The following is a 17,433-nucleotide window of genomic DNA, read 5'->3' as shown; positions in this document are numbered from 1 at the left end:
CGTGCGCCTCCGGTCGCCGCTCGACCGAGAGATCCTGCGCCTGGCCGTGCCCGCGCTGGGAGCGCTCGTGGCCGAGCCGCTCTTCCTGCTCACCGACACGGCCCTCGTCGGGCACCTCGGCTCCGTCCCGCTCGCCGGGCTGGGGGTCGCGAGCGTCGTCCTGCAGACGGCGCTCGGCCTGCTGATCTTCCTCGCGTACGCCACGACGCCGACCGTCGCGCGACGCCTGGGTGCCGGCGACCGCCGCGGGGCCGTCCGCGCCGGCGTCGACGGCGTGTGGTTCGCCCTGTTCGTCGGAGTCGTGATCGCCGTGGCGGGGGCGTTCGTCGCCGAACCGCTCGTCGGCCTCTTCGGGGTCGACGGCGACGTCGCCCAGGCTGCGACGACGTACCTCTCCGTCTCGCTGATCGGCCTGCCGGGCATGCTCGTCGTCATCGCCGCGACGGGGCTGCTCCGCGGCCTGCAGGACACCCGCACGCCGCTCGTCGTCGCCGGCGTGGGGTTCGCCGCCAACGCCGCCCTCAACGCGCTGTTCCTCTACGGCTTCGGCTGGGGCATCGCGGGCTCCGCCGCGGGGACCGTCGTCGCGCAGTGGGGCATGGCCGCCGTCTACGTCGTCATCGCCGTCCGGGCCGCGCGCGAGGTCGGCGCCGACCTGCGTCCCGGTCTCGCCGGGGTGGGCCGGACCGCGCGCTCGGGCGCCTGGCTGCTGGTGCGGAACGCGGGTCTGCGGGCCGCGCTCGTCGCGACCGTCGTGGCCGCCGCCTCCTCGGGGGTCGCCGGCCTGGCCGTTGTCCAGATCGCGCTGACGCTCTTCAGCACGCTCGCGTTCGCCCTGGACGCCCTCGCGATCGCGGGGCAGGCGATGGTCGGGCACGCGCTCGGCCAGGGCGACCGCGAGCGCGTGCGGGCGATCACCCGGCGCCTCTTGCTGTTCGGCGTCGGCGGAGGGGTGCTGCTCGGCGCCCTGCTCGCCGTGCTCGCCCCGGTGCTCGCGCCCGTCTTCAGCAGTGACGAGGGGGTGCGCGCGCTGCTGCCCTCGGTGGTCGTCGCGATGGCCGTCGGCATCCCGCTGGCCGGCTTCGTCTTCGTGCTCGACGGGGTGCTGCTGGGCGCCGGCGACGCCCGATACCTCGCGATCGCGAGCGTCGTCAGCGTGCTGGTCTACCTCGCGCTGCTGCTCCCGGTGGAGGCGCGGGTCGGCCCCGGCACGGCCGGCGCGGTCGCTCTGTGGCTCACCTTCGGCCTCGGCTACATCGGCGCCCGCGCGGTCACGCTCGGCCTGCGCGCCCGCACCGACAGGTGGATGGTCGTCGGCGCAGGCTGAGCCGTCGGGCCGAGCAGGCGCGGTCAGACGCGGTCAGGCGTGCGGCGGCGCCGTCGTCGAGCCAGGTCGGAACACGCTCGTGAACGTCGTGCCCGTCGCGGCCTCGCCGGCCAGCAGGGCGAGCACCGCGCGACCGGCCGCACGGCCCTTCTCGACGGCGGGCTGCACCACCGTGGTGAGGTCGGCGGCCCGGGGGTCGTCGAGCCGGACCCCGTCGTAGCCCACGACGCTGAGGTCGCCGGGCACCGAGAGCCCGAGATCGGCCGCGGCGGCGATGACGCCCGAGGCCAGCAGGTCGCTCTGGGCGATGATCGCCGTCGGGCGCTCGGCCGCGGGCACGTCGAGCAGCTGCCTGCCGGCCCGGTGCCCTTCGGACGTCCAGCTGCCGCGCGTGACCAGCCCGCCGACGTCGGGGTAGACCAGGCGCGTGCCGCGCAGCCGCTCGAGCGCCGGCCAGGTCGTGCCCGCCGCGACCCTCGCGTCGGTGATCTCGCCGGTCTCGCGGCCGGGGCCGAGCTCGAGCGCGACGACGGCGACGCGACGGTGGCCCAGGTCGTGGAGGTGCTGCGCCAGCAGCCGGGACGCGCCCACGTTGTCCTCGCCGATGTCGAGCACTCCCTCCATCGGCGGCGCCTCGATCGACACCAGAGGGATGCCGCGACGACGCACCGTCGACACCGACGCGTCGAGGCGCGTGCTGCAGCCGAAGAGCACGAGCGCGTCGACCGGCGCGTCGAGCAGGCGGGTGTGCTCGCCCTCGCTCTCGGTGAGCAGCAGCAGGCTGTTGTCGGCGGGGCCCGTGACGTCGGCGATGCCGTCGAGCATGGCGACGTTGATCGGATCGCGGAATGCGTTGCTCAGGGTGTCCTCGAGCACGGCGCCGACGATGCCCGAGCGGCCGCGGCGCAGCGAGCGCGCGCGGGGGTCGGGCCCTCCGTAGCCGAGGTCGGCGGCGACGGACAGCACCCGGCTGCGCGTCTCGTCCGAGACGGGGCCGGCACCGCTGAAGGCCAAGGAGGCGGTGCTCGCGCTGACCCCTGCCGCCCGCGCGACCGCGGCGAGGGTCGGCCTCACGGCGACGTCGCCCTCTGCCCGGCTCATGGTGCCGCAGCCTAGCCGACGGCATCGAGACCGCGGCTGGGCCGCGACGATCGCCTCCTGCGTCTCAGCGACTCAGGAACTGACTGTCTCGCGTTCCTGATCCGTGCACGGCTCAGGACTCGCCCACCTCTCCTCGCGCAGCTCAGGACTCGTCTTCCTGAATGAGGAGAAGAGAACGTCAGCGCTCGTCGGCTCCGAGCGCCACGGCGTAGTCGGCCATGAGCACGGGCACCTCGTCCCACTCGCCGTAGTGCGCCGCGACCTCGATCAAGTCGACGATGACGCCGCGCACGTCGGCCGAGATGGCAGGGACGACGCCGTGGACCCGCATGGCCGTCGTGCTGCCCAGGGCGGACAACGGCGTGACGATCTCGGCGAGCACCTGACGCCGGCTCGCCGGGGGCAGGGTCAGCGTGACGAGCCGGACGAGGTCGAGCAGCTGTGCGAGGTCGGGAGGCAGCACCAGGCCTCGGTGCGCGACCGCCGGGGAGGCGGGGGCCGGCTCGGGCAGGTCCTCGAGGCTCGGACGCCGCCCCGCGACCACGGCGGTCACGCCGACGAGACGGCGCATCAGCACCTCGTTGTGACGTCGGTGCCAGACGACCACCGACCCGCCCGTGAACGGGTTCGTGCTGACGAGGCCCGCCCGACGGAGGTCGTGCAGGGCGAGACGGACGACCGACTCGGAGACCTCGTGCTCCGCGGCGGCGACGGACACGTCGATCTCGTCGCCCGGCATCCACCGGCCGACGGCCACGTCCACGAGCAGCAGCTCGACGACCTCGTCCGCCTCGGGGCGCGCGGCCCGGCGCGGAGCCGAGGAGCATCGCCGACAGGCGGGAGAGGAAGGAGAGGAAGAAGAGGAAGACGACGAGCTCGCGGCGGGAGTGCCGGTACTGGTCGTCCGGGCCTGTGTCGTGTCGGTCATGGTCTCGTCCCCTCGTGGTCACCCGGCACATCCGGACATCACGAAAGTATTTCAGATATTCAATCTTGTCAAGATATCCGACGAGACCTGGCGGACCGGCCCGCGTCTCCCCCGGCCTAGGATCGTCGGGTGCGTCTCGTCATTGCCCGCTGCTCGGTCGACTACGCCGGCCGGCTCAGCGCCCACCTCCCCCTCGCCACCCGCCTGCTCATGGTCAAGAGCGACGGCAGCCTGCTCGTGCACTCCGACGGCGGCAGCTACAAGCCGCTGAACTGGATGAGCCCGCCGTGCACGCTGAGCGTGCTCGAGCCCGACGCCGACCAGCAGGAGGCGGGGGTCGTCGAGCTCTGGAAGGTCACGCAGGCGAAGACGGCCGACATCCTCGTCGTGTCGATCCACGAGGTGCTGCACGACTCGTCGCACGAGATGGGCGTCGACCCCGGGCTCACCAAGGACGGCGTCGAGGCCGACCTGCAGAAGCTGCTGGCCGAGCAGATCGACCTGCTGGGCGAGGGGCACGTGCTCGTCCGCCGCGAGTACATGACGGCGATCGGCCCGGTCGACATCCTCGCCAGGGACGCCTCGGGCGCCGCCGTCGCCGTCGAGCTGAAGCGACGGGGCGACATCGACGGGGTCGAGCAGCTCACCCGCTACCTCGAGCTGATGAACCGCGACCCGCACCTGGCCCCCGTCACCGGCGTCTTCGCCGCGCAGGAGATCAAGCCGCAGGCCCGCACCCTCGCGCACGACCGCGGCATCCGTACGCTGCTGCTCGACTACGACGCGATGCGCGGGCTCGACGACTCGCACTCGCGGCTGTTCTAGCGGCGCCGGCCGCCGGACCGAGCGCGACGACGTCGGCGGCCGCTCGTAAGCTGGGGCCGATGACTCCCTCCTACACGGCCGTCCTGTTCGACCTCGACGGCACGATCGCCGACTCGGCGCCGGCGATCACGGCCAGCCTCGCCCACACCATCGCCTCGCTCGGCCTGCCCGTGCCGGAGCAGTCCGAGCTGATGGCGTGGGTCGGCCCGCCCCTGCCGCAGAGCTTCGAGGTGCGCCTCGGCCTCACCGGCGATCGCCTGGCCGAGGCCATGCGCACCTACCGCGCCCACTACCTCGCGAACGGCGCGCTCGAGGGCGAGATCTTCCCCGGGGTCCGCGACCTGCTGGCCAGCGTGCAGGCAGCCGGGCTGCCCACGTCGACCGCGACCTCGAAGCCCGAGACGCCGGCCACCAAGATCCTCGAGGCACACGACCTCGTGCAGTACCTCGACCTGATCACCGGGGCGTCCGACGACGAGGTGCGCAACACGAAGGCCGACGTCGTCGCCGAGGCCCTCCGCCGCCTGCGCGAGCGCGGCGCCGACGTGTCGCGCCCGGTGCTCATCGGCGACCGCCACCACGACGTCGAGGGCGCGGCCGAGCACGACGTGCCGACCATCCTCGTTACCTGGGGCTACGGCGAGCCCGCCGAGCACGTCGGCGCCGTCGCCGTCGCGTCGACCGTGCGCGAGGTGGCCGACCTGCTCGGCGTCGATCTCGTCACGGCGCCCCTGCGCGGCGCGGCGTGAGGCAGGCCGGCTCGGCCGCGGTCCGCTCGCCCGCCGCCTGGCTGCTCACCCTCGCGATCGTCCTCATCGCGCTCAACCTGCGCGGGCCGATCGTCGCCACGGCGCCCGTGCTCGGCCAGATGAGCAGCGACCTGGGCCTCACCGCCGTCGTCGCGGGTCTGCTGACCAGCATCCCGGTGCTCTGCTTCGCCCTGGCGAGCCCGCTCGCGTCGAGCCTGATCGTCAAGGTCGGCGCCGAGCGCGCCGTCAGCATCGGCCTCGCCGGGGTCCTGCTCGGCACCGTGCTGCGCGCCCTCGGCACCTCGTCCTGGCTCTACGTCGGCACGATCGTGATCGGCATCGCCATCACCGTCGGCAACGTCGTGCTGCCGGTCATCATCCGGCGCGACTACACGCCCGAGCGAGCGGGCTTCGTCACGGGCATCTACACGTCGGCGCTCAACGTCGGGTCGATGATCACGTCGCTGGCGACCGCCCCGATCGCCTCGGTCGTCGGCTGGCCTGCCGCGCTGGTCGGCTGGGGGCTGCTCGCCGTGCTGGCGGTGGCCGTGTGGGCCGTCGCCGTCGGTCCGCGGGTCGCGCTCGGCGTGGGGTCACGCACCGCAGCCGGTGCGGTCGACGCAGGAGGCGCCTCCACGGCCGACGTCATCACCGGCGGCATCGACGTGGTCGAGACCGCAGCCCACGAGGCCGACGCGGAGGCGCGGCGACGGCCGCTGCTGCGGCGCTGGACCACCTGGGGCCTCACGCTCGCCTTCGCCGGCCAGGCCTTCGCCTACTACGGGCTCACCGCGTGGATGCCCACGCTGCTCGGCGACGAGATCGGCCTGACCCGCGAGGCCGCCGGCGCGAGCTCGTCGGTGTTCCAGATCATGGCGGTCGTCGGAGCTCTCGGCGTGCCCCTGCTCGCTCTCCGCTGGCGTCCCTCGGCGGTGATCGCGCTGATCGGTGTGCTCTGGACGGCGATGCCGCTCGGCCTGTTCTTCGCGCCCGAGCACTGGCTGGTCTGGTCGATCTTCGGCGGCGCGGCCCAGGGCGGCGGCATCACGATCATCTTCATCGTGATCGTCCGGATGGCCTCGAACGGCGACGACGCTCGCCGGCTCTCCGCCCTCGTGCAGGGCGGCGGCTACGCCATCGCCTCGCTCGGCCCGCTGGCGATCGGCGGGCTGCACGACGCCTCCGGCGGGTGGGAGCTGCCCATGGTGGGCATCTTCGTGTCGGTGCTCGTGCTCGGCGTCAGCGGCGTCTTGTCCGCGCGTCGCGTGAGCTGAGCCGGCGGCAGAAGGTCAGGCGCCGCGAGGCCCGAACAGGGTCTCGATGGTCAGCGGGTCGTGGCCGGTGAGGTCGCGCACGGCGGTCGTGACGCCGGACACCTCGCCCGACGCGATCGACGTGTAGGTGCTGACCCACGCGTCGGCCTGCCACGGCTCGGGCTGCCAGCGCTGCCGTGACGCGTACGCCTCGTCGAGGGTCTCGTCGACGAACGAGAACGGACGGCCGAGCACGGCGGCCAGGCGCGTGGCCGCGTCGTCGAGCGAGACCGCCTCCGAGCCGGTCAGCTCGTAGGTCGCTCCGGCGTGCGCCGACGGGTCCGTCAGGACGGCCGTCACCACGTCCGCCACGTCCGCGCGCGCGACCGCGGCCACGCGCCCCGACCCGGCGGGCCCGCGCAGCACGCCCTGCTCGTCCGCGAACTCGGGCAGCACGTCGAGGTAGAAGGAGTCACGGAGCAGGGTGACCTGCATGCCCGACGCGCGCAGCGCCTCCTCGGTGGCCCAGTGGTCGCGGGCGAGGGTGAAGACGGCGTCGGGAGCCGCGCCCTGGAACGACGTGTAGACGACGTGTCCCACGCCCGCCTCCGCGGCGGCCGCCACGAAGTCGAGGTGCTGGGCCCTGCGGTCGGGTGCCTCCGCAGCCGACACCATGAAGAGCACGTCGACGCCGCGCAGCGCCGCCACGGAGGCCCCGTGGTCCCCGTACGTCGCCTCCGCCACCTCGGCGCCCGCGAGCTGCGGCGCCCTGGCGGCGTCGCGGACGAGCAGGCGCTGCCGGACGCCTGCCTCGGCGAGCGCGGCGGCGACGCGGCCGCCGACGGCCCCGGTCGCGCCGGTCACGCCGACGAGCGGCCCCGACGAGGAGGTGCGGCGGACGGAGGCGGAGACGGTGTCGGTCATGACGCTGCCAACGACCGGGGCGCCTCCTCTGTTCCCCTCCGGAGCGGCCGCGCCCAGTCGGGAACGATCCTCGTCATCGACTGGCCCGCGCACCTGTCGGGCGTCGGTCGCCGCCGGTAGGGTCGACGACGGCCAGCACCCGGCGGGCCGACCGGGTGACGTGAGGAGCGACGCATGGGCCACGACCACGCGCACGGCCACATGGCCGCCGACGGTCGCCGTCTGCGCCTCGCGATCGGCGTCGTCGCCCTCGGCCTCGTCGCGCAGCTCGTCGGGGCGGCCCTCTCCGGCTCCCTCGCCCTCCTGGCCGACTCCGGGCACATGGCCTCCGACCTCGCCGGCCTCGTCATCGCCCTGCTGGCGACCATCGTCGCCGCGCGCCCCGCGAGCGGCCGTCAGACGTACGGCTACCGGCGGGCCGAGGTCTTCGCGGCGCTGATCAACGGGCTGGTGCTCGTCGCCGTCTCGCTCTCGGTGGCCGTCGCCGCCGTGTCCCGGCTGCTCGACCCGAGCCACCTCGAGGTGCTCGGCGTGCCGATGCTCGTCGTCGGCCTCGTCGGCGGGGCGACCAACGTCGTGGCGCTGCTCGTGCTGCGCGGCGGCGCCTCCCACTCGATCAACATGCGCGGTGCCTACCTCGAGGTGCTCGGCGACCTGCTCGGGTCCGCCGCGGTCGTCGTCGCGTCGATCGTCGTGCTGACCACGGGCTTCGACCAGGCCGACTCGGTCGGCTCGCTGATCATCGCGGCCATGATCGTCCCCCGGGCGTGGTCGCTGCTGCGCGAGGCCGTGCGCGTGCTGTTCGGCTCGGCGCCGGGCGACATCGACCTCGCGGCCGTGCGCGCGCACATCACCGAGACGGCCGGGGTGGTGTCCGCCCACGACGTGCACGCCTGGCAGATCACCAGCGGGGCGACCGTGTTCTCGGCGCACGTCGTCGTCGAGCGCGACGTCTTCTGCGACATGCGCGTCGACGAGACCCTCGACGCCCTCGACAAGTGCCTCGCCTCGCACTTCGAGGTCGAGCACGCCACGTTCCAGCTCGAGCCGGCCGACCACGCCGAGCACGAGCGCGCCACCCACGACTGAGCGTCCGGCGACCCGACGACGAGACGAGGAGGCGCCCTACAGCTCGTCCTCCCACGGCAGCGCCTGTGCGCGCGACACGGGTGCGAGCGGCACCACGACCACAGGGCGCGCCTGGCGGTGGCTGAGGTGCAGCGCCACGGAGCCGGCGAAGAACTCGCGGAGGCTCCCGCGGAGCCCCGGCTCCCGGCTGCCCACCACGATCATCGGCGCGTCGACGGTGCCGGCGAACGACGAGAGGCCGGTCGCCGGGTCGCCGGTGAGGGCCACGAAGGCGACCGGCCCGGCGTGGTCCACGAGCACCGTGAGCAGGCGCTCGCGCAGCTCGGGCTCGAACGCGATCTCGTCTGCCCAGTCCTCCGGGGCTATCGGGTACGAGAGAACGGTGCCGTCGATGCTCTCGGCGAAGGCCATCCGGTCGGGCTCGACGGCCACGCAGGCGAGCCCGGTGCCGAACCGGCGCGCGAACTCCGCCGCCCTGGCGACGACGGTCTCGGCGGTGCCGGGGACGACGCCCACGACCACCCAGCCGCGCAGCTCCTCCGCCGCGTCGGCGACCTCTCCTGAGCGAGCCACGGCGACCACCTCTCCTGCTCCCGAGCGGCGGCGCCGCCGCGCGTGGCCACAGTGAACCATGGACGAGGCCCCGAGGGGAACCGTCTGGCGACCCGGGCGACCCGAGTGTTCGACCTCGGTCCGAGCCCCTTCCGCCCCCGCCCCGACGGGAGCAGACTGGGCCCATGTGCGGCCGCTACGTCATCGCGAAGGCGACGTCCGACCTGATGCCCGACCTGCTCGCCGGCCTCGGTCCCCTGCCGGACGACTTCAACGTCGCCCCGACGACGACCGTCCCCGTGGTGCGGACTCGCCACGGCGAGCGAGAGCTCGCGCAGGCACGCTGGGGGCTGACCCCGTCGTGGTACCCCGACCTGAAGAAGAGGCCGCAGCCGATCAACGCGCGCGTCGAGACGGTGGCGACGAGCGGCATGTTCCGCCGGCCGTTCGCGCAGGCACGCTGCGTCGTCCCGGCGCTGGGCTACTACGAGTGGGTCGTCACCGAGACCGGCAAGCAGCCGCACTTCGTGCACCAGCCGGACGCCGGCCTCGCGATGGCGGGCGTGATGAGCGCGTGGCCAGACCCTGCGAAGGAGGAGGACGACCCGGCCCGCTGGGTGCTCTCGATGTCGATCATCACCCGCGACGCGCACGTCGCGCCCGGCGAGGTCCACGACCGGATGCCGTCCTGCCTCACGCCTGACGCCTACGACGACTGGCTGGGCGACCACCTCGACACGGGCGAGCTGCTCGCGCTGCTCGACCGCACCTCCTTCGAGGTGGCCCACGACCTCGTGCACCACGAGGTCACGCGCGACGTCGGCTCGGTGCGGAACACCGGCCCCCACCTGATCGCCCCGGTCGTCTGACCCGCGGCACCGCAGGGGCGAGCCATCTTCGCGACGTCGCGCCGCAGGGGCGGCGGCGCGACAGAAGACGCCGCGAATGAAAAAGGCCCTCCAGAGGAGGGCCTTTCGACGCTGCGCCGCAGGGGCGGCGGCGCAGCCAGACGAACACAAAGGAAATGGCTCACCCGTAGGGGTGAGCCATTTTCGTTCGTGCGCGAGGGGGGACTTGAACCCCCACGCCCTTTCGAGCACTGGCACCTGAAGCCAGCGCGTCTGCCAATTCCGCCACTCGCGCGAACTCGAGAACATTATCATGTCCCAGCACCTCGTCAGAGCACCTCGTCAGAGCACCTGCGGGGGCCCTGCACGCCGTCCGGCTAAGATCGGGCGACCAGCGACCCCCGAACCTGGAGACCCATGGGACTGCTCGACAACTTCGAACGCGGGCTGGAGCGCGCCGTGAACGGCGCGTTCGCCAAGACGTTCCGATCGAGCGTGCAGCCCCTCGAGATCACGAGCGCGCTGCGCCGCGAGCTCGACACGAAGGCCGCGGTGGTCTCCCGTGACCGCATCCTCGTGCCGAACGAGCTCCTGGTCCGGCTGTCCCCGACCGACCACGAGGCGATGGCCTCCGTGGGGCGGGCGCTGATCGACGAGCTGACCCAGCTCACGCAACGGCACGCGACGGCTCAGGGGTACCAGTTCGCGGGTCCCCTCCGCGTCCAGCTCCGAGCGGACGAGGCGCTGAGCCTCGGCATCCTGGCCGTCGACTCGCGGAACGTGCAGGGCGACGTGAAGTGGCGCCCCTTCGTCGACGTCGACGGCACGCGCCACGCGATCACCGGTCAGCGCACCGTGATCGGCCGCGGCAGCGACGCCGACATCACCGTGCAGGACACGGGCACCAGCCGCAGGCACGTCGAGATCTTGTGGGACGGCCAGCGCGCACAGGCCCGCGACCTGGGCTCGACGAACGGCTCGAAGCTGAACGGCGCGCCCCTCTCGAAGGCGGCGCTGCAGCCGGACTCGGTCATCGAGATCGGCCGTACGCGTATCGTGTTCCGGGTGCTCCCCCAGTCTGCGACGCCCGACCCCTTCGCCGGGCCCGACGTCCGAGGGGGATCCTGGTGACCAGTGAGCTGACGCTCTTCGCCCTGCGCTTCGCCTTCCTGGCCGTGCTGTGGCTCTTCGTCTTCGCCGTCGTCTTCGCCCTGCGCTCCGATCTCTTCGGGCAGCGGGCGCGCAAGATGCCGACCGACCAGCAGCCGGGACGAGCCTCGTCGGCGGCTGCCGCGCCTCCTGCGCCCCGGCCCGTGGCGACGCCCGTCCCTGCGCAGCAGCGCCCGCCCGCCGCCCCCTCGGGCGCCGGCGACGGCGCCGCGACGCGCCTCGTCATCACGAAGGGCGCGAAGGCCGGCCTCGAGATGCCGCTCGGCGACGGGCCCCTCACCATCGGGCGCTCACAGGAGAGCAACCTGGTCATCCGCGACGACTACACCTCGACGCACCACGCCCGCCTCATGCTCTGGAACGGACGCTGGGTCGTGCAGGACCTGGACTCCACGAACGGGACGTTCCTCGCGGACGAGCGGGTCACCGTCCCCACTCCGGTGCCCACGGGCGCCACGGTGACGATCGGGCAGACGAGCTTCGAGCTGCGACGGTAACCGCCCCATGACGACGCCCAAGAGTGCCGCCCTGTCCAACGTGGGCAAGATCCGGTCCAACAACCAGGACAGCGGCTACGCCGGTCAGCAGCTGTTCGTGGTCGCCGACGGCATGGGCGGCCACGCCGGCGGCGACGTCGCCTCGGCGATCGCCATCCGCCGCATCCGCGAGACCGACAAGCAGTACACGTCGCCGGGCGACGCCGAGTTCGCGCTCCAGTCGTCGCTGATCGCGGCGAACCAGCTGCTCGCCGAGACGGTGTTCGAGCACCAGGAGCTCACGGGCATGGGAACGACCGTGAGCGCGCTGCTCCGGGTCGGCGACAGCATGACGATCGCCCACATCGGCGACTCGCGCATCTACCTGTGGCGCGACGGGGAGCTGAGCCAGATCACCGCCGACCACACCTTCGTCCAGCGCCTCGTCGACAGCGGCCGGATCACGGCCGAGGAGGCGGCGGTCCACCCCCGCAGGAGCGTCCTGATGCGCGTCCTGGGCGACGTCGACGCCGCCCCCGAGATCGACACGGCCATCATCGGCACCCAGCCGGGCGACCGCTGGCTGATCTGCTCCGACGGGCTCAGCAGCTACCTCGCCGAGGACCGGATCAAGAAGGCACTCGCCGCAGGCCTCGACGCGGACCAGACCACGCGCCGCCTCGTCAAGGAGACCCTCGACCACGGAGCCCCCGACAACGTGACCGTCGTGGTCGTCGACGTCGACGACACGGGCGACTCCGCCGTCGAGCCCCCGGTCACGGTCGGCTCGGCCTCGGCGCCGCTCACCTTCGAGGGCGAGACGGGGCGCAAGTCGCTCCGTCTGCCCACGATCCTGCTGCACCCCCTCAAGGTCGCCTCGACCCCGGAGGACAGCCACTTCGAGCCCGAGTCCGACGAGTACCTCGCCGAGCTCATCGCAGAAGACAGGCGTCGGCGTCGCCGCCGGCGGGTCACCTGGCTGGTGGCGCTGGTCGTCGCCGTCGGCGCCCTCGCCGCCGGCCTGTTCCTCGCCTACCAGTGGACCCAGGACCACTACTACGTCGGCGAGCGCGACGGCACGGTCGTGATCTACAAGGGAGTGCAGCAGACGCTCGGGCCGATCACCCTGAGCGAGGTGCACGAGGTCACCGGCGTCCAGGTGGACGACCTGCCGAACTACACGCAGCAGACCGTCGAGGACACGATCAACGCGGACTCGCTCGGCGACGCCCGCGCCATCGTCGAGAGGCTTGCCGATGCCGTCGCTCGATGACCAGCGGTCAGACGGGGCCCTCACCGAGCAGATCGGGCGTCCCGCAGGAGGCGCGGGCGCGTCCCGTGGACCCGCTCGCGCCTCCTCGGACGCCTCTCAGGCCCAGAACCTGACCCAGGCGATCACGCTGCGGCTGCGCCAGCCCGCGAAGCTGCGCAACCTCGAGTTGCTGCTGCTGATCGTCGCGGCCGGCATCTGCGCCGGGGCGATCGTGCTCGTGCAGCTCGGCGCGACCGGGGCGATCGACGCCTCAGTGCTGGTGGCGGGCTCCGCGGTGCTCGGACTTGGCCTGATCTTCCACCTCGTGCTCCGGGTCGTGGCCCGCGAGGCCGACCCGTTCCTCCTGCCGATCGCGCTGACGCTCAACGGCATCGGGATCTCGATGATCTACCGGATCGACCTCGCCTACGGGCGTGAGGGCTGGGCGGCCTTCGGCATCAAGCAGATCGCCTGGACCGTGATGGCGATGACGATCGCGCTCGTCGCCCTGATCGTGGTCCGCAACTACCGGGTGCTCTCGCGCTACCGGTACATCGCGATGTTCGTGTCCATCGCCCTGCTGTTGCTGCCGCTGATCCCGGGTCTCGGCCGCGAGGGCCTGAACGCCCGCGTCTGGATCGACATCGGCCCGTTCTCGTTCCAGCCCGGCGAGATCGCGAAGATCACGCTGGCGATCTTCTTCGCCGGGTACCTGGTCACCGCCCGCGACAACCTGTCGCTGATGGGCCCCAAGATCCTCGGCATGCGGTTCCCGAGGGCCCGCGACCTCGGGCCGATCCTCATCGTCTGGGTCGTCGCCATGGGCGTGCTGATCTTCCAGCGTGACCTCGGCACCTCGCTGCTCTACTTCGGCCTGTTCCTGGTGATGATCTACATCGGCACCGGCCGCGGCAGCTGGATCGTGCTGGGCCTCACGATGTTCCTCGGGGGCGCCATCGTCGCCAGCACGTTCCTCGGGTACGTCCAGGGTCGATTCCGGGCTTGGCTGAACCCGTTCGACCCTGCCGAGTACTCGGCCGACGGCGGCTCGTTCCAGCTCGTGACCGGCCTCTTCGGCTTCGCGAACGGCGGCCTCGTCGGCACGGGGCTCGGCCAGGGCCGACCCCAGACGACGCCCCTCGCCGAGAGCGACTACATCTTCGCCTCGCTCGGTGAAGAGCTCGGCCTGGCCGGCATCTTCGCGATCCTGGCGCTCTACCTGCTGCTCGTCTCGCGCGGCTTCCGCATTGGCTTCGTCGGCCAGGACGACTTCGGGCGGATGCTCGGCGTCGGCATCGCCTTCGTCATCGCCCTGCAGGTGTTCGTCGTGATGGGCGGCGTCACGCGGGTGATCCCGCTGACCGGGCTGACGGCTCCCTTCATGGCCGCGGGCGGCTCCTCCCTCGTGGCGAACTGGATCATCGTGGCGCTCCTGCTGCGGCTGTCCGACTCCGTCCGCGACCAACCGAGGCTGGTGATCGGCTGATGAACAAAGAACTCAAGCGCGTGAGCTTCGTCGTGCTCGCCATGTTCGTGGCGCTCTTCATCTCGAGCTCGTACATCACGACGATCCAGGCCGACACGCTCCGGGCCGACGGGCGCAACTATCGCTCGCTCCTGGCGAGCTACTCAGCCCAGCGTGGCCCGATCCTGGTCGGCGGCCAGCCCGTCGCCCAGTCCGTGCCAGTCGACGACGTCTACGAGTTCCAGCGCACGTACCCGCAGCCCGAGCTCTACGCCCCCGTCACGGGCTACTACACGCTCGGTCAGGGCTCGCGCGGCGTCGAGGACGCCATGAACCAGCAGCTGACCGGCAACGCGAACTCGCAGTTCTTCGACCAGATCAACTCGCTGCTCACCGGCCAGGACCCCGAGGGCGCCACGGTGAACCTCACGCTCGACCCCGCCGTGCAGCAGGCGGCGTACGACGCCCTCGGCGACAACTCGGGCTCGGTCGTCGCGATGGACCCGGCGACGGGCAAGATCCTCGCCATGGTCTCGAAGCAGAGCTACGACCCCAACCCGTTGGCGTCGCACGACCCCGCCGCGGTCAAGAGCTCGTACGACGCCCTCGTCGCCGACCCCTCGGACCCGTTGCAGAACCGGGCGATCCAGGGCGACCTGTACGCCCCCGGCTCGACCTTCAAGCTCGTCACCGTCGCGGCCGCCCTCGAGAGCGGCGACTACACGCCCGACAGCGAGTTCCCGAACCCCAGCACCCTGCAGCTGCCCGGCTCGACCTTCAGCATCAACAACGCCGAGGGCGGCAGCTGCGGAGGCGGCGAGACGGCCACCATCGCGACCGCCCTGCGCCTGTCGTGCAACATCCCCATGGCCCAGCTCGGCCAGGCCCTGGGCGCCGACGCGATGGCCGACCAGGCGGAGGCGTTCGGCTTCGGCGACGACTCGATCGACATCCCCCAGGCCGTCACGCCCAGCCGTTTCCCGACCGAGAGCGACGGCGAGCCGATCGACGACGCGACGCTGATGCTGCAGTCGTTCGGCCAGGGCTCGGACCGGGTCACGCCCCTGCAGATGGCCATGGTCTCGTCCGCGATCGCGAACGGCGGGACGCTGATGGACCCGACCTTGATCGAGAGCGTCCTGAACCCCGACCTCAGCCCTGTGGAGGACTTCTCGCCGAGCCAGTACGGCAAGCCCGTCAGCGCGGCGACGGCCGAGACGATGACCGACATGATGGTGCAGGACGTCGCGGACGGCGCCGCCAGCGGTGCGAGAATCGCTGGGGTCGACGTCGCGGGCAAGACAGGAACGGCCGAGAACGGCCCGGGCGACCCCTACACGTTGTGGTTCACCGGCTTCGCGCCGGCGGCGGACCCAGAAGTGGCCATCTCGGTGGTCGTCGAGAACGGCGGCGGGCTCGGACAGTCCGCGTTCGGGAACAGTGTCGCGTCACCAATCGCGAAGAAAGTACTAGAGGCGGTGCTGAACAAATGAGACCTTCCGGCGGAATCACCTTCGGTGGGCGATACCAGTTGTCGACCCGCGTCGCCATCGGCGGCATGGGCGAGGTCTGGGAAGCCACGGACCTGGTCATCGGCCGAACGGTCGCGATCAAGATCCTCAAGGACGAGTACCTGGGCGACCCCGGATTCCTCGAGCGCTTCCGCGCCGAGGCGCGGCACGCCGCGCTCGTCAACCACGAGGGCATCGCGAACGTCTTCGACTACGGCGAGGAGGAAGGCAGTGCCTACCTCGTCATGGAGCTCGTCCCCGGCGAGGCCATGTCCACCGTGCTCGAGCGCGACCGCGTGCTGCCGACCGACAAGGTGCTCGACATCGTCGCGCAGACGGCCTCCGCGCTGCAGGCGGCCCACGCGGCGGGCCTCGTGCACCGCGACATCAAGCCGGGCAACCTGCTCGTGACCCCCGACGGCCGCGTCAAGATCACCGACTTCGGCATCGCGCGCATCGCCGACCAGGTGCCGCTGACCGCGACCGGACAGGTCATGGGCACCGTCCAGTACCTGTCGCCCGAGCAGGCGAGCGGCCACCCGGCGTCGCCGAGCACCGACATCTACTCGCTCGGCATCGTGGCGTACGAGGCCCTGGCGGGCCGTCGGCCCTTCACGGGCGAGTCGCAGGTCGCCATCGCCATGGCGCAGATCAACGAGCAGCCGCCGGACCTGCCCTCGACGGTGTCCGAACCCGTGCGCCGCCTGGTGCTGTCCTGCATCGCCAAGAAGCCCGCCGACCGCCCCGCGAGCGCCTCGGCGCTGGCCCAGGCGGCACGGGCGCTCCGCCGGGGCGACGTGGCGGCAGCGACCGTCGCGGTCCCGATGATCGGCATGGCGGCCGCCGGGGCAGGGGACGCCGCGACCCAGGCCTTCAGCGCCCAGGACGCCACGACCCAGCTCTACGACCCCAGCGGCAGCACGCGCCAGCAGCCCGGTGCCGCTGCCTGGACGCCCGGTGCGGCCGACCCCGAGGCCCAGCGCGGCGACGGCGATGACCTGGACGACGAGAAGAAGCCGCGCAGCCCGTGGTTCTGGCCCTTGATCGTGCTCGGCGTCATCGTCCTCGCCGGCGTCGCCGCCCTGGTCGCCTTCGCGGTGAACTCCGACGACCCGGCACCGGCTCCGACCACCCCGTCGTCGTCCGCGCCCGCGCCGTCCCCCTCGAGCTCGTCCCCGGAGCCCGAGCCGACCCCGACCACGGTCGCGGTCGACGAGGACGCCTACATCGGCCTCTCGGAGGACGACGCACGCGGACGTCTCGTCGACCTGGGCCTCGACGTCACCGCGATCGACGCCACGACGACGCCGACGGACGCAGCGCTGGTCGGGACCGTCGCAGGTCTCGACCGCAGCGGGAACGTGCCCATCGGCGCCTCGGTGACGATGTACATCTACCGTGCGGCGCCGACGCCCCCGCAGCCGACCGCGCCGACCGCCTCCGCCCCCACCGTCCTCGGGGACGGCCAGCAGACGGTGGACGTGTCGTGGCAGGCCTACGGCAACTGCCCCGTGGGCTACACGCTGACCGGGTACACGTACTCGATCACCGGCGGCACGGACATGGGCGGCCAGACGAGCGGACAGCTCGGCACGAACCTCACGAGCGTCTCCGTGAAGTCGGAGACGCCGGGCACCATGACGGTGCAGTACGTCGCCGTCTGCGGCCAGCTGAGCTCGGCCCCGTCCGCCGGCGTCTCGGTGACCGTGACGGCCCCCGTCGAGACGCCGAGCCCCGTCCCGACCGACGAGAACGGCGACGAGGAGTGACGCAGCTCCCTCGCTCCACCGAGGCCACGATCGTCCCCGACGGTCGTGGCCTCGGCCGTCGTCGGGGTGTCACGAAGCGCTGACAATCATCCCTCTGGCGTAGGCGACGGCCCCGTCCGAGGGTCGAGGCCCGGATACACTGGGTCCGGTTCGGAAGGGTCGCGCAGGCAGCGAGGTCCCAGAGGGGAGACCGG

Annotated in this window: 16 protein-coding genes and 1 tRNA gene; 12 read left to right on the top strand and 5 right to left on the bottom strand. The window is 72.4% G+C overall.

The window, feature by feature from the left end:
- Position 1 precedes the first annotated feature (1 nt).
- Complete coding sequence (locus tag ES689_RS06645) at positions 2–1,327, top strand: MATE family efflux transporter (RefSeq protein WP_223269451.1); 1,326 nt, start codon at positions 2–4, stop codon at positions 1,325–1,327.
- 33 nt (positions 1,328–1,360) lie between these two features.
- Here the strand turns inward: ES689_RS06645 and ES689_RS06640 are convergent, their stop codons facing one another.
- The gene (locus ES689_RS06640) at positions 1,361–2,428 is read right to left on the bottom strand and encodes a LacI family DNA-binding transcriptional regulator (protein ID WP_146902157.1); all 1,068 of its coding nucleotides are present in this window, start codon (positions 2,426–2,428) and stop codon (positions 1,361–1,363) included.
- A 178-nt stretch (positions 2,429–2,606) separates the two neighbouring features.
- Complete coding sequence (locus tag ES689_RS06635; RefSeq protein WP_146902154.1) at positions 2,607–3,356, bottom strand: GntR family transcriptional regulator; 750 nt, start codon at positions 3,354–3,356, stop codon at positions 2,607–2,609.
- 129 nt (positions 3,357–3,485) lie between these two features.
- Between ES689_RS06635 and nucS the strand changes: the two genes are divergently transcribed.
- The 3 genes from nucS to ES689_RS06620 are packed head-to-tail and all read left to right on the top strand — an operon-like array spanning position 3,486 to position 6,204.
- Positions 3,486–4,181: an endonuclease NucS gene (gene nucS, locus ES689_RS06630; protein ID WP_146902151.1), complete on the top strand. Its 696-nt coding sequence runs from the start codon at positions 3,486–3,488 to the stop codon at positions 4,179–4,181.
- A 59-nt stretch (positions 4,182–4,240) separates the two neighbouring features.
- A complete protein-coding gene (locus ES689_RS06625) occupies positions 4,241–4,930 on the top strand; it encodes an HAD hydrolase-like protein (RefSeq protein WP_146902148.1) in 690 nt (229 codons plus the stop codon).
- Complete coding sequence (locus ES689_RS06620; protein ID WP_146902145.1) at positions 4,927–6,204, top strand: CynX/NimT family MFS transporter; 1,278 nt, start codon at positions 4,927–4,929, stop codon at positions 6,202–6,204. Before ES689_RS06625 ends, ES689_RS06620 begins: the two co-directional genes overlap by 4 nt.
- 15 nt (positions 6,205–6,219) lie before the next feature.
- Here the strand turns inward: ES689_RS06620 and ES689_RS06615 are convergent, their stop codons facing one another.
- Positions 6,220–7,107, bottom strand: coding sequence for an SDR family oxidoreductase (locus ES689_RS06615; RefSeq protein ID WP_146902142.1), 888 nt, complete (start codon positions 7,105–7,107; stop codon positions 6,220–6,222).
- A gap of 174 nt (positions 7,108–7,281) precedes the next feature.
- Between ES689_RS06615 and ES689_RS06610 the strand changes: the two genes are divergently transcribed.
- Positions 7,282–8,196, top strand: coding sequence for a cation diffusion facilitator family transporter (locus ES689_RS06610; protein ID WP_146902139.1), 915 nt, complete (start codon positions 7,282–7,284; stop codon positions 8,194–8,196).
- Between the two features lie 36 nt (positions 8,197–8,232).
- On the opposite strand, the gene ES689_RS06605 is transcribed toward ES689_RS06610, so the two are convergent.
- Positions 8,233–8,769, bottom strand: a complete 537-nt coding sequence (locus ES689_RS06605) for a universal stress protein (protein ID WP_191330263.1) — start codon at positions 8,767–8,769, stop codon at positions 8,233–8,235.
- A 164-nt stretch (positions 8,770–8,933) separates the two neighbouring features.
- Here ES689_RS06605 and ES689_RS06600 point away from each other — a divergent pair, with 164 nt between their 5' ends.
- Positions 8,934–9,617 carry an SOS response-associated peptidase gene (locus ES689_RS06600; RefSeq protein ID WP_146902133.1) on the top strand — a complete coding sequence of 228 codons (684 nt, stop codon included), beginning with the start codon at positions 8,934–8,936 and terminating at the stop codon, positions 9,615–9,617.
- Between the two features lie 190 nt (positions 9,618–9,807).
- Here ES689_RS06600 and ES689_RS06595 read toward each other — a convergent pair.
- Positions 9,808–9,891, bottom strand: a tRNA-Leu gene (locus ES689_RS06595).
- A 122-nt stretch (positions 9,892–10,013) separates the two neighbouring features.
- Between ES689_RS06595 and ES689_RS06590 the strand changes: the two genes are divergently transcribed.
- Genes ES689_RS06590 through ES689_RS06565 form a run of 6 tightly spaced genes read left to right on the top strand, consistent with a single transcriptional unit; the run spans position 10,014 to position 17,239 of the window.
- Positions 10,014–10,727: a DUF3662 and FHA domain-containing protein gene (locus ES689_RS06590; RefSeq protein ID WP_146902130.1), complete on the top strand. Its 714-nt coding sequence runs from the start codon at positions 10,014–10,016 to the stop codon at positions 10,725–10,727.
- Positions 10,721–11,263, top strand: coding sequence for an FHA domain-containing protein (locus ES689_RS06585; protein WP_146903528.1), 543 nt, complete (start codon positions 10,721–10,723; stop codon positions 11,261–11,263). The genes ES689_RS06590 and ES689_RS06585 overlap by 7 nt, the downstream gene beginning before the upstream one ends.
- Positions 11,264–11,270: 7 nt before the next feature.
- A complete protein-coding gene (locus ES689_RS06580) occupies positions 11,271–12,515 on the top strand; it encodes a PP2C family serine/threonine-protein phosphatase (RefSeq protein WP_146902127.1) in 1,245 nt (414 codons plus the stop codon).
- Positions 12,499–13,980, top strand: a complete 1,482-nt coding sequence (locus tag ES689_RS06575; RefSeq protein WP_146902123.1) for an FtsW/RodA/SpoVE family cell cycle protein — start codon at positions 12,499–12,501, stop codon at positions 13,978–13,980. Before ES689_RS06580 ends, ES689_RS06575 begins: the two co-directional genes overlap by 17 nt.
- Positions 13,980–15,452 carry a penicillin-binding protein 2 gene (locus ES689_RS06570; RefSeq protein WP_146902120.1) on the top strand — a complete coding sequence of 491 codons (1,473 nt, stop codon included), beginning with the start codon at positions 13,980–13,982 and terminating at the stop codon, positions 15,450–15,452. The genes ES689_RS06575 and ES689_RS06570 overlap by 1 nt, the downstream gene beginning before the upstream one ends.
- A complete protein-coding gene (locus ES689_RS06565) occupies positions 15,449–17,239 on the top strand; it encodes a protein kinase (RefSeq protein WP_146902117.1) in 1,791 nt (596 codons plus the stop codon). Before ES689_RS06570 ends, ES689_RS06565 begins: the two co-directional genes overlap by 4 nt.
- Positions 17,240–17,433 lie beyond the last annotated feature (194 nt).

It is taken from the genome of Frigoribacterium sp. ACAM 257, from assembly GCF_007954365.1.
Lineage (GTDB): Bacteria > Actinomycetota > Actinomycetes > Actinomycetales > Microbacteriaceae > Frigoribacterium.
This window is presented reverse-complemented; position numbering and strand designations above follow the sequence as displayed.

Bases quoted from the DNA above. Each gene is read 5' to 3' on its own strand.
- ES689_RS06635 (WP_146902154.1), bottom strand. From the start codon at position 3,356: ATGACCGACACGACACAGGCCCGGACGACCAGTACCGGCACTCCCGCC.
- ES689_RS06600 (WP_146902133.1), top strand. From the start codon at position 8,934: ATGTGCGGCCGCTACGTCATCGCGAAGGCGACGTCCGACCTGATGCCC.
- ES689_RS06570 (WP_146902120.1), top strand. From the start codon at position 13,980: ATGAACAAAGAACTCAAGCGCGTGAGCTTCGTCGTGCTCGCCATGTTC.
- ES689_RS06640 (WP_146902157.1), bottom strand. From the start codon at position 2,428: ATGAGCCGGGCAGAGGGCGACGTCGCCGTGAGGCCGACCCTCGCCGCG.
- ES689_RS06575 (WP_146902123.1), top strand. From the start codon at position 12,499: ATGCCGTCGCTCGATGACCAGCGGTCAGACGGGGCCCTCACCGAGCAG.
- ES689_RS06610 (WP_146902139.1), top strand. From the start codon at position 7,282: ATGGGCCACGACCACGCGCACGGCCACATGGCCGCCGACGGTCGCCGT.
- ES689_RS06580 (WP_146902127.1), top strand. From the start codon at position 11,271: ATGACGACGCCCAAGAGTGCCGCCCTGTCCAACGTGGGCAAGATCCGG.
- ES689_RS06615 (WP_146902142.1), bottom strand. From the start codon at position 7,107: ATGACCGACACCGTCTCCGCCTCCGTCCGCCGCACCTCCTCGTCGGGG.
- ES689_RS06590 (WP_146902130.1), top strand. From the start codon at position 10,014: ATGGGACTGCTCGACAACTTCGAACGCGGGCTGGAGCGCGCCGTGAAC.
- ES689_RS06565 (WP_146902117.1), top strand. From the start codon at position 15,449: ATGAGACCTTCCGGCGGAATCACCTTCGGTGGGCGATACCAGTTGTCG.
- ES689_RS06625 (WP_146902148.1), top strand. From the start codon at position 4,241: ATGACTCCCTCCTACACGGCCGTCCTGTTCGACCTCGACGGCACGATC.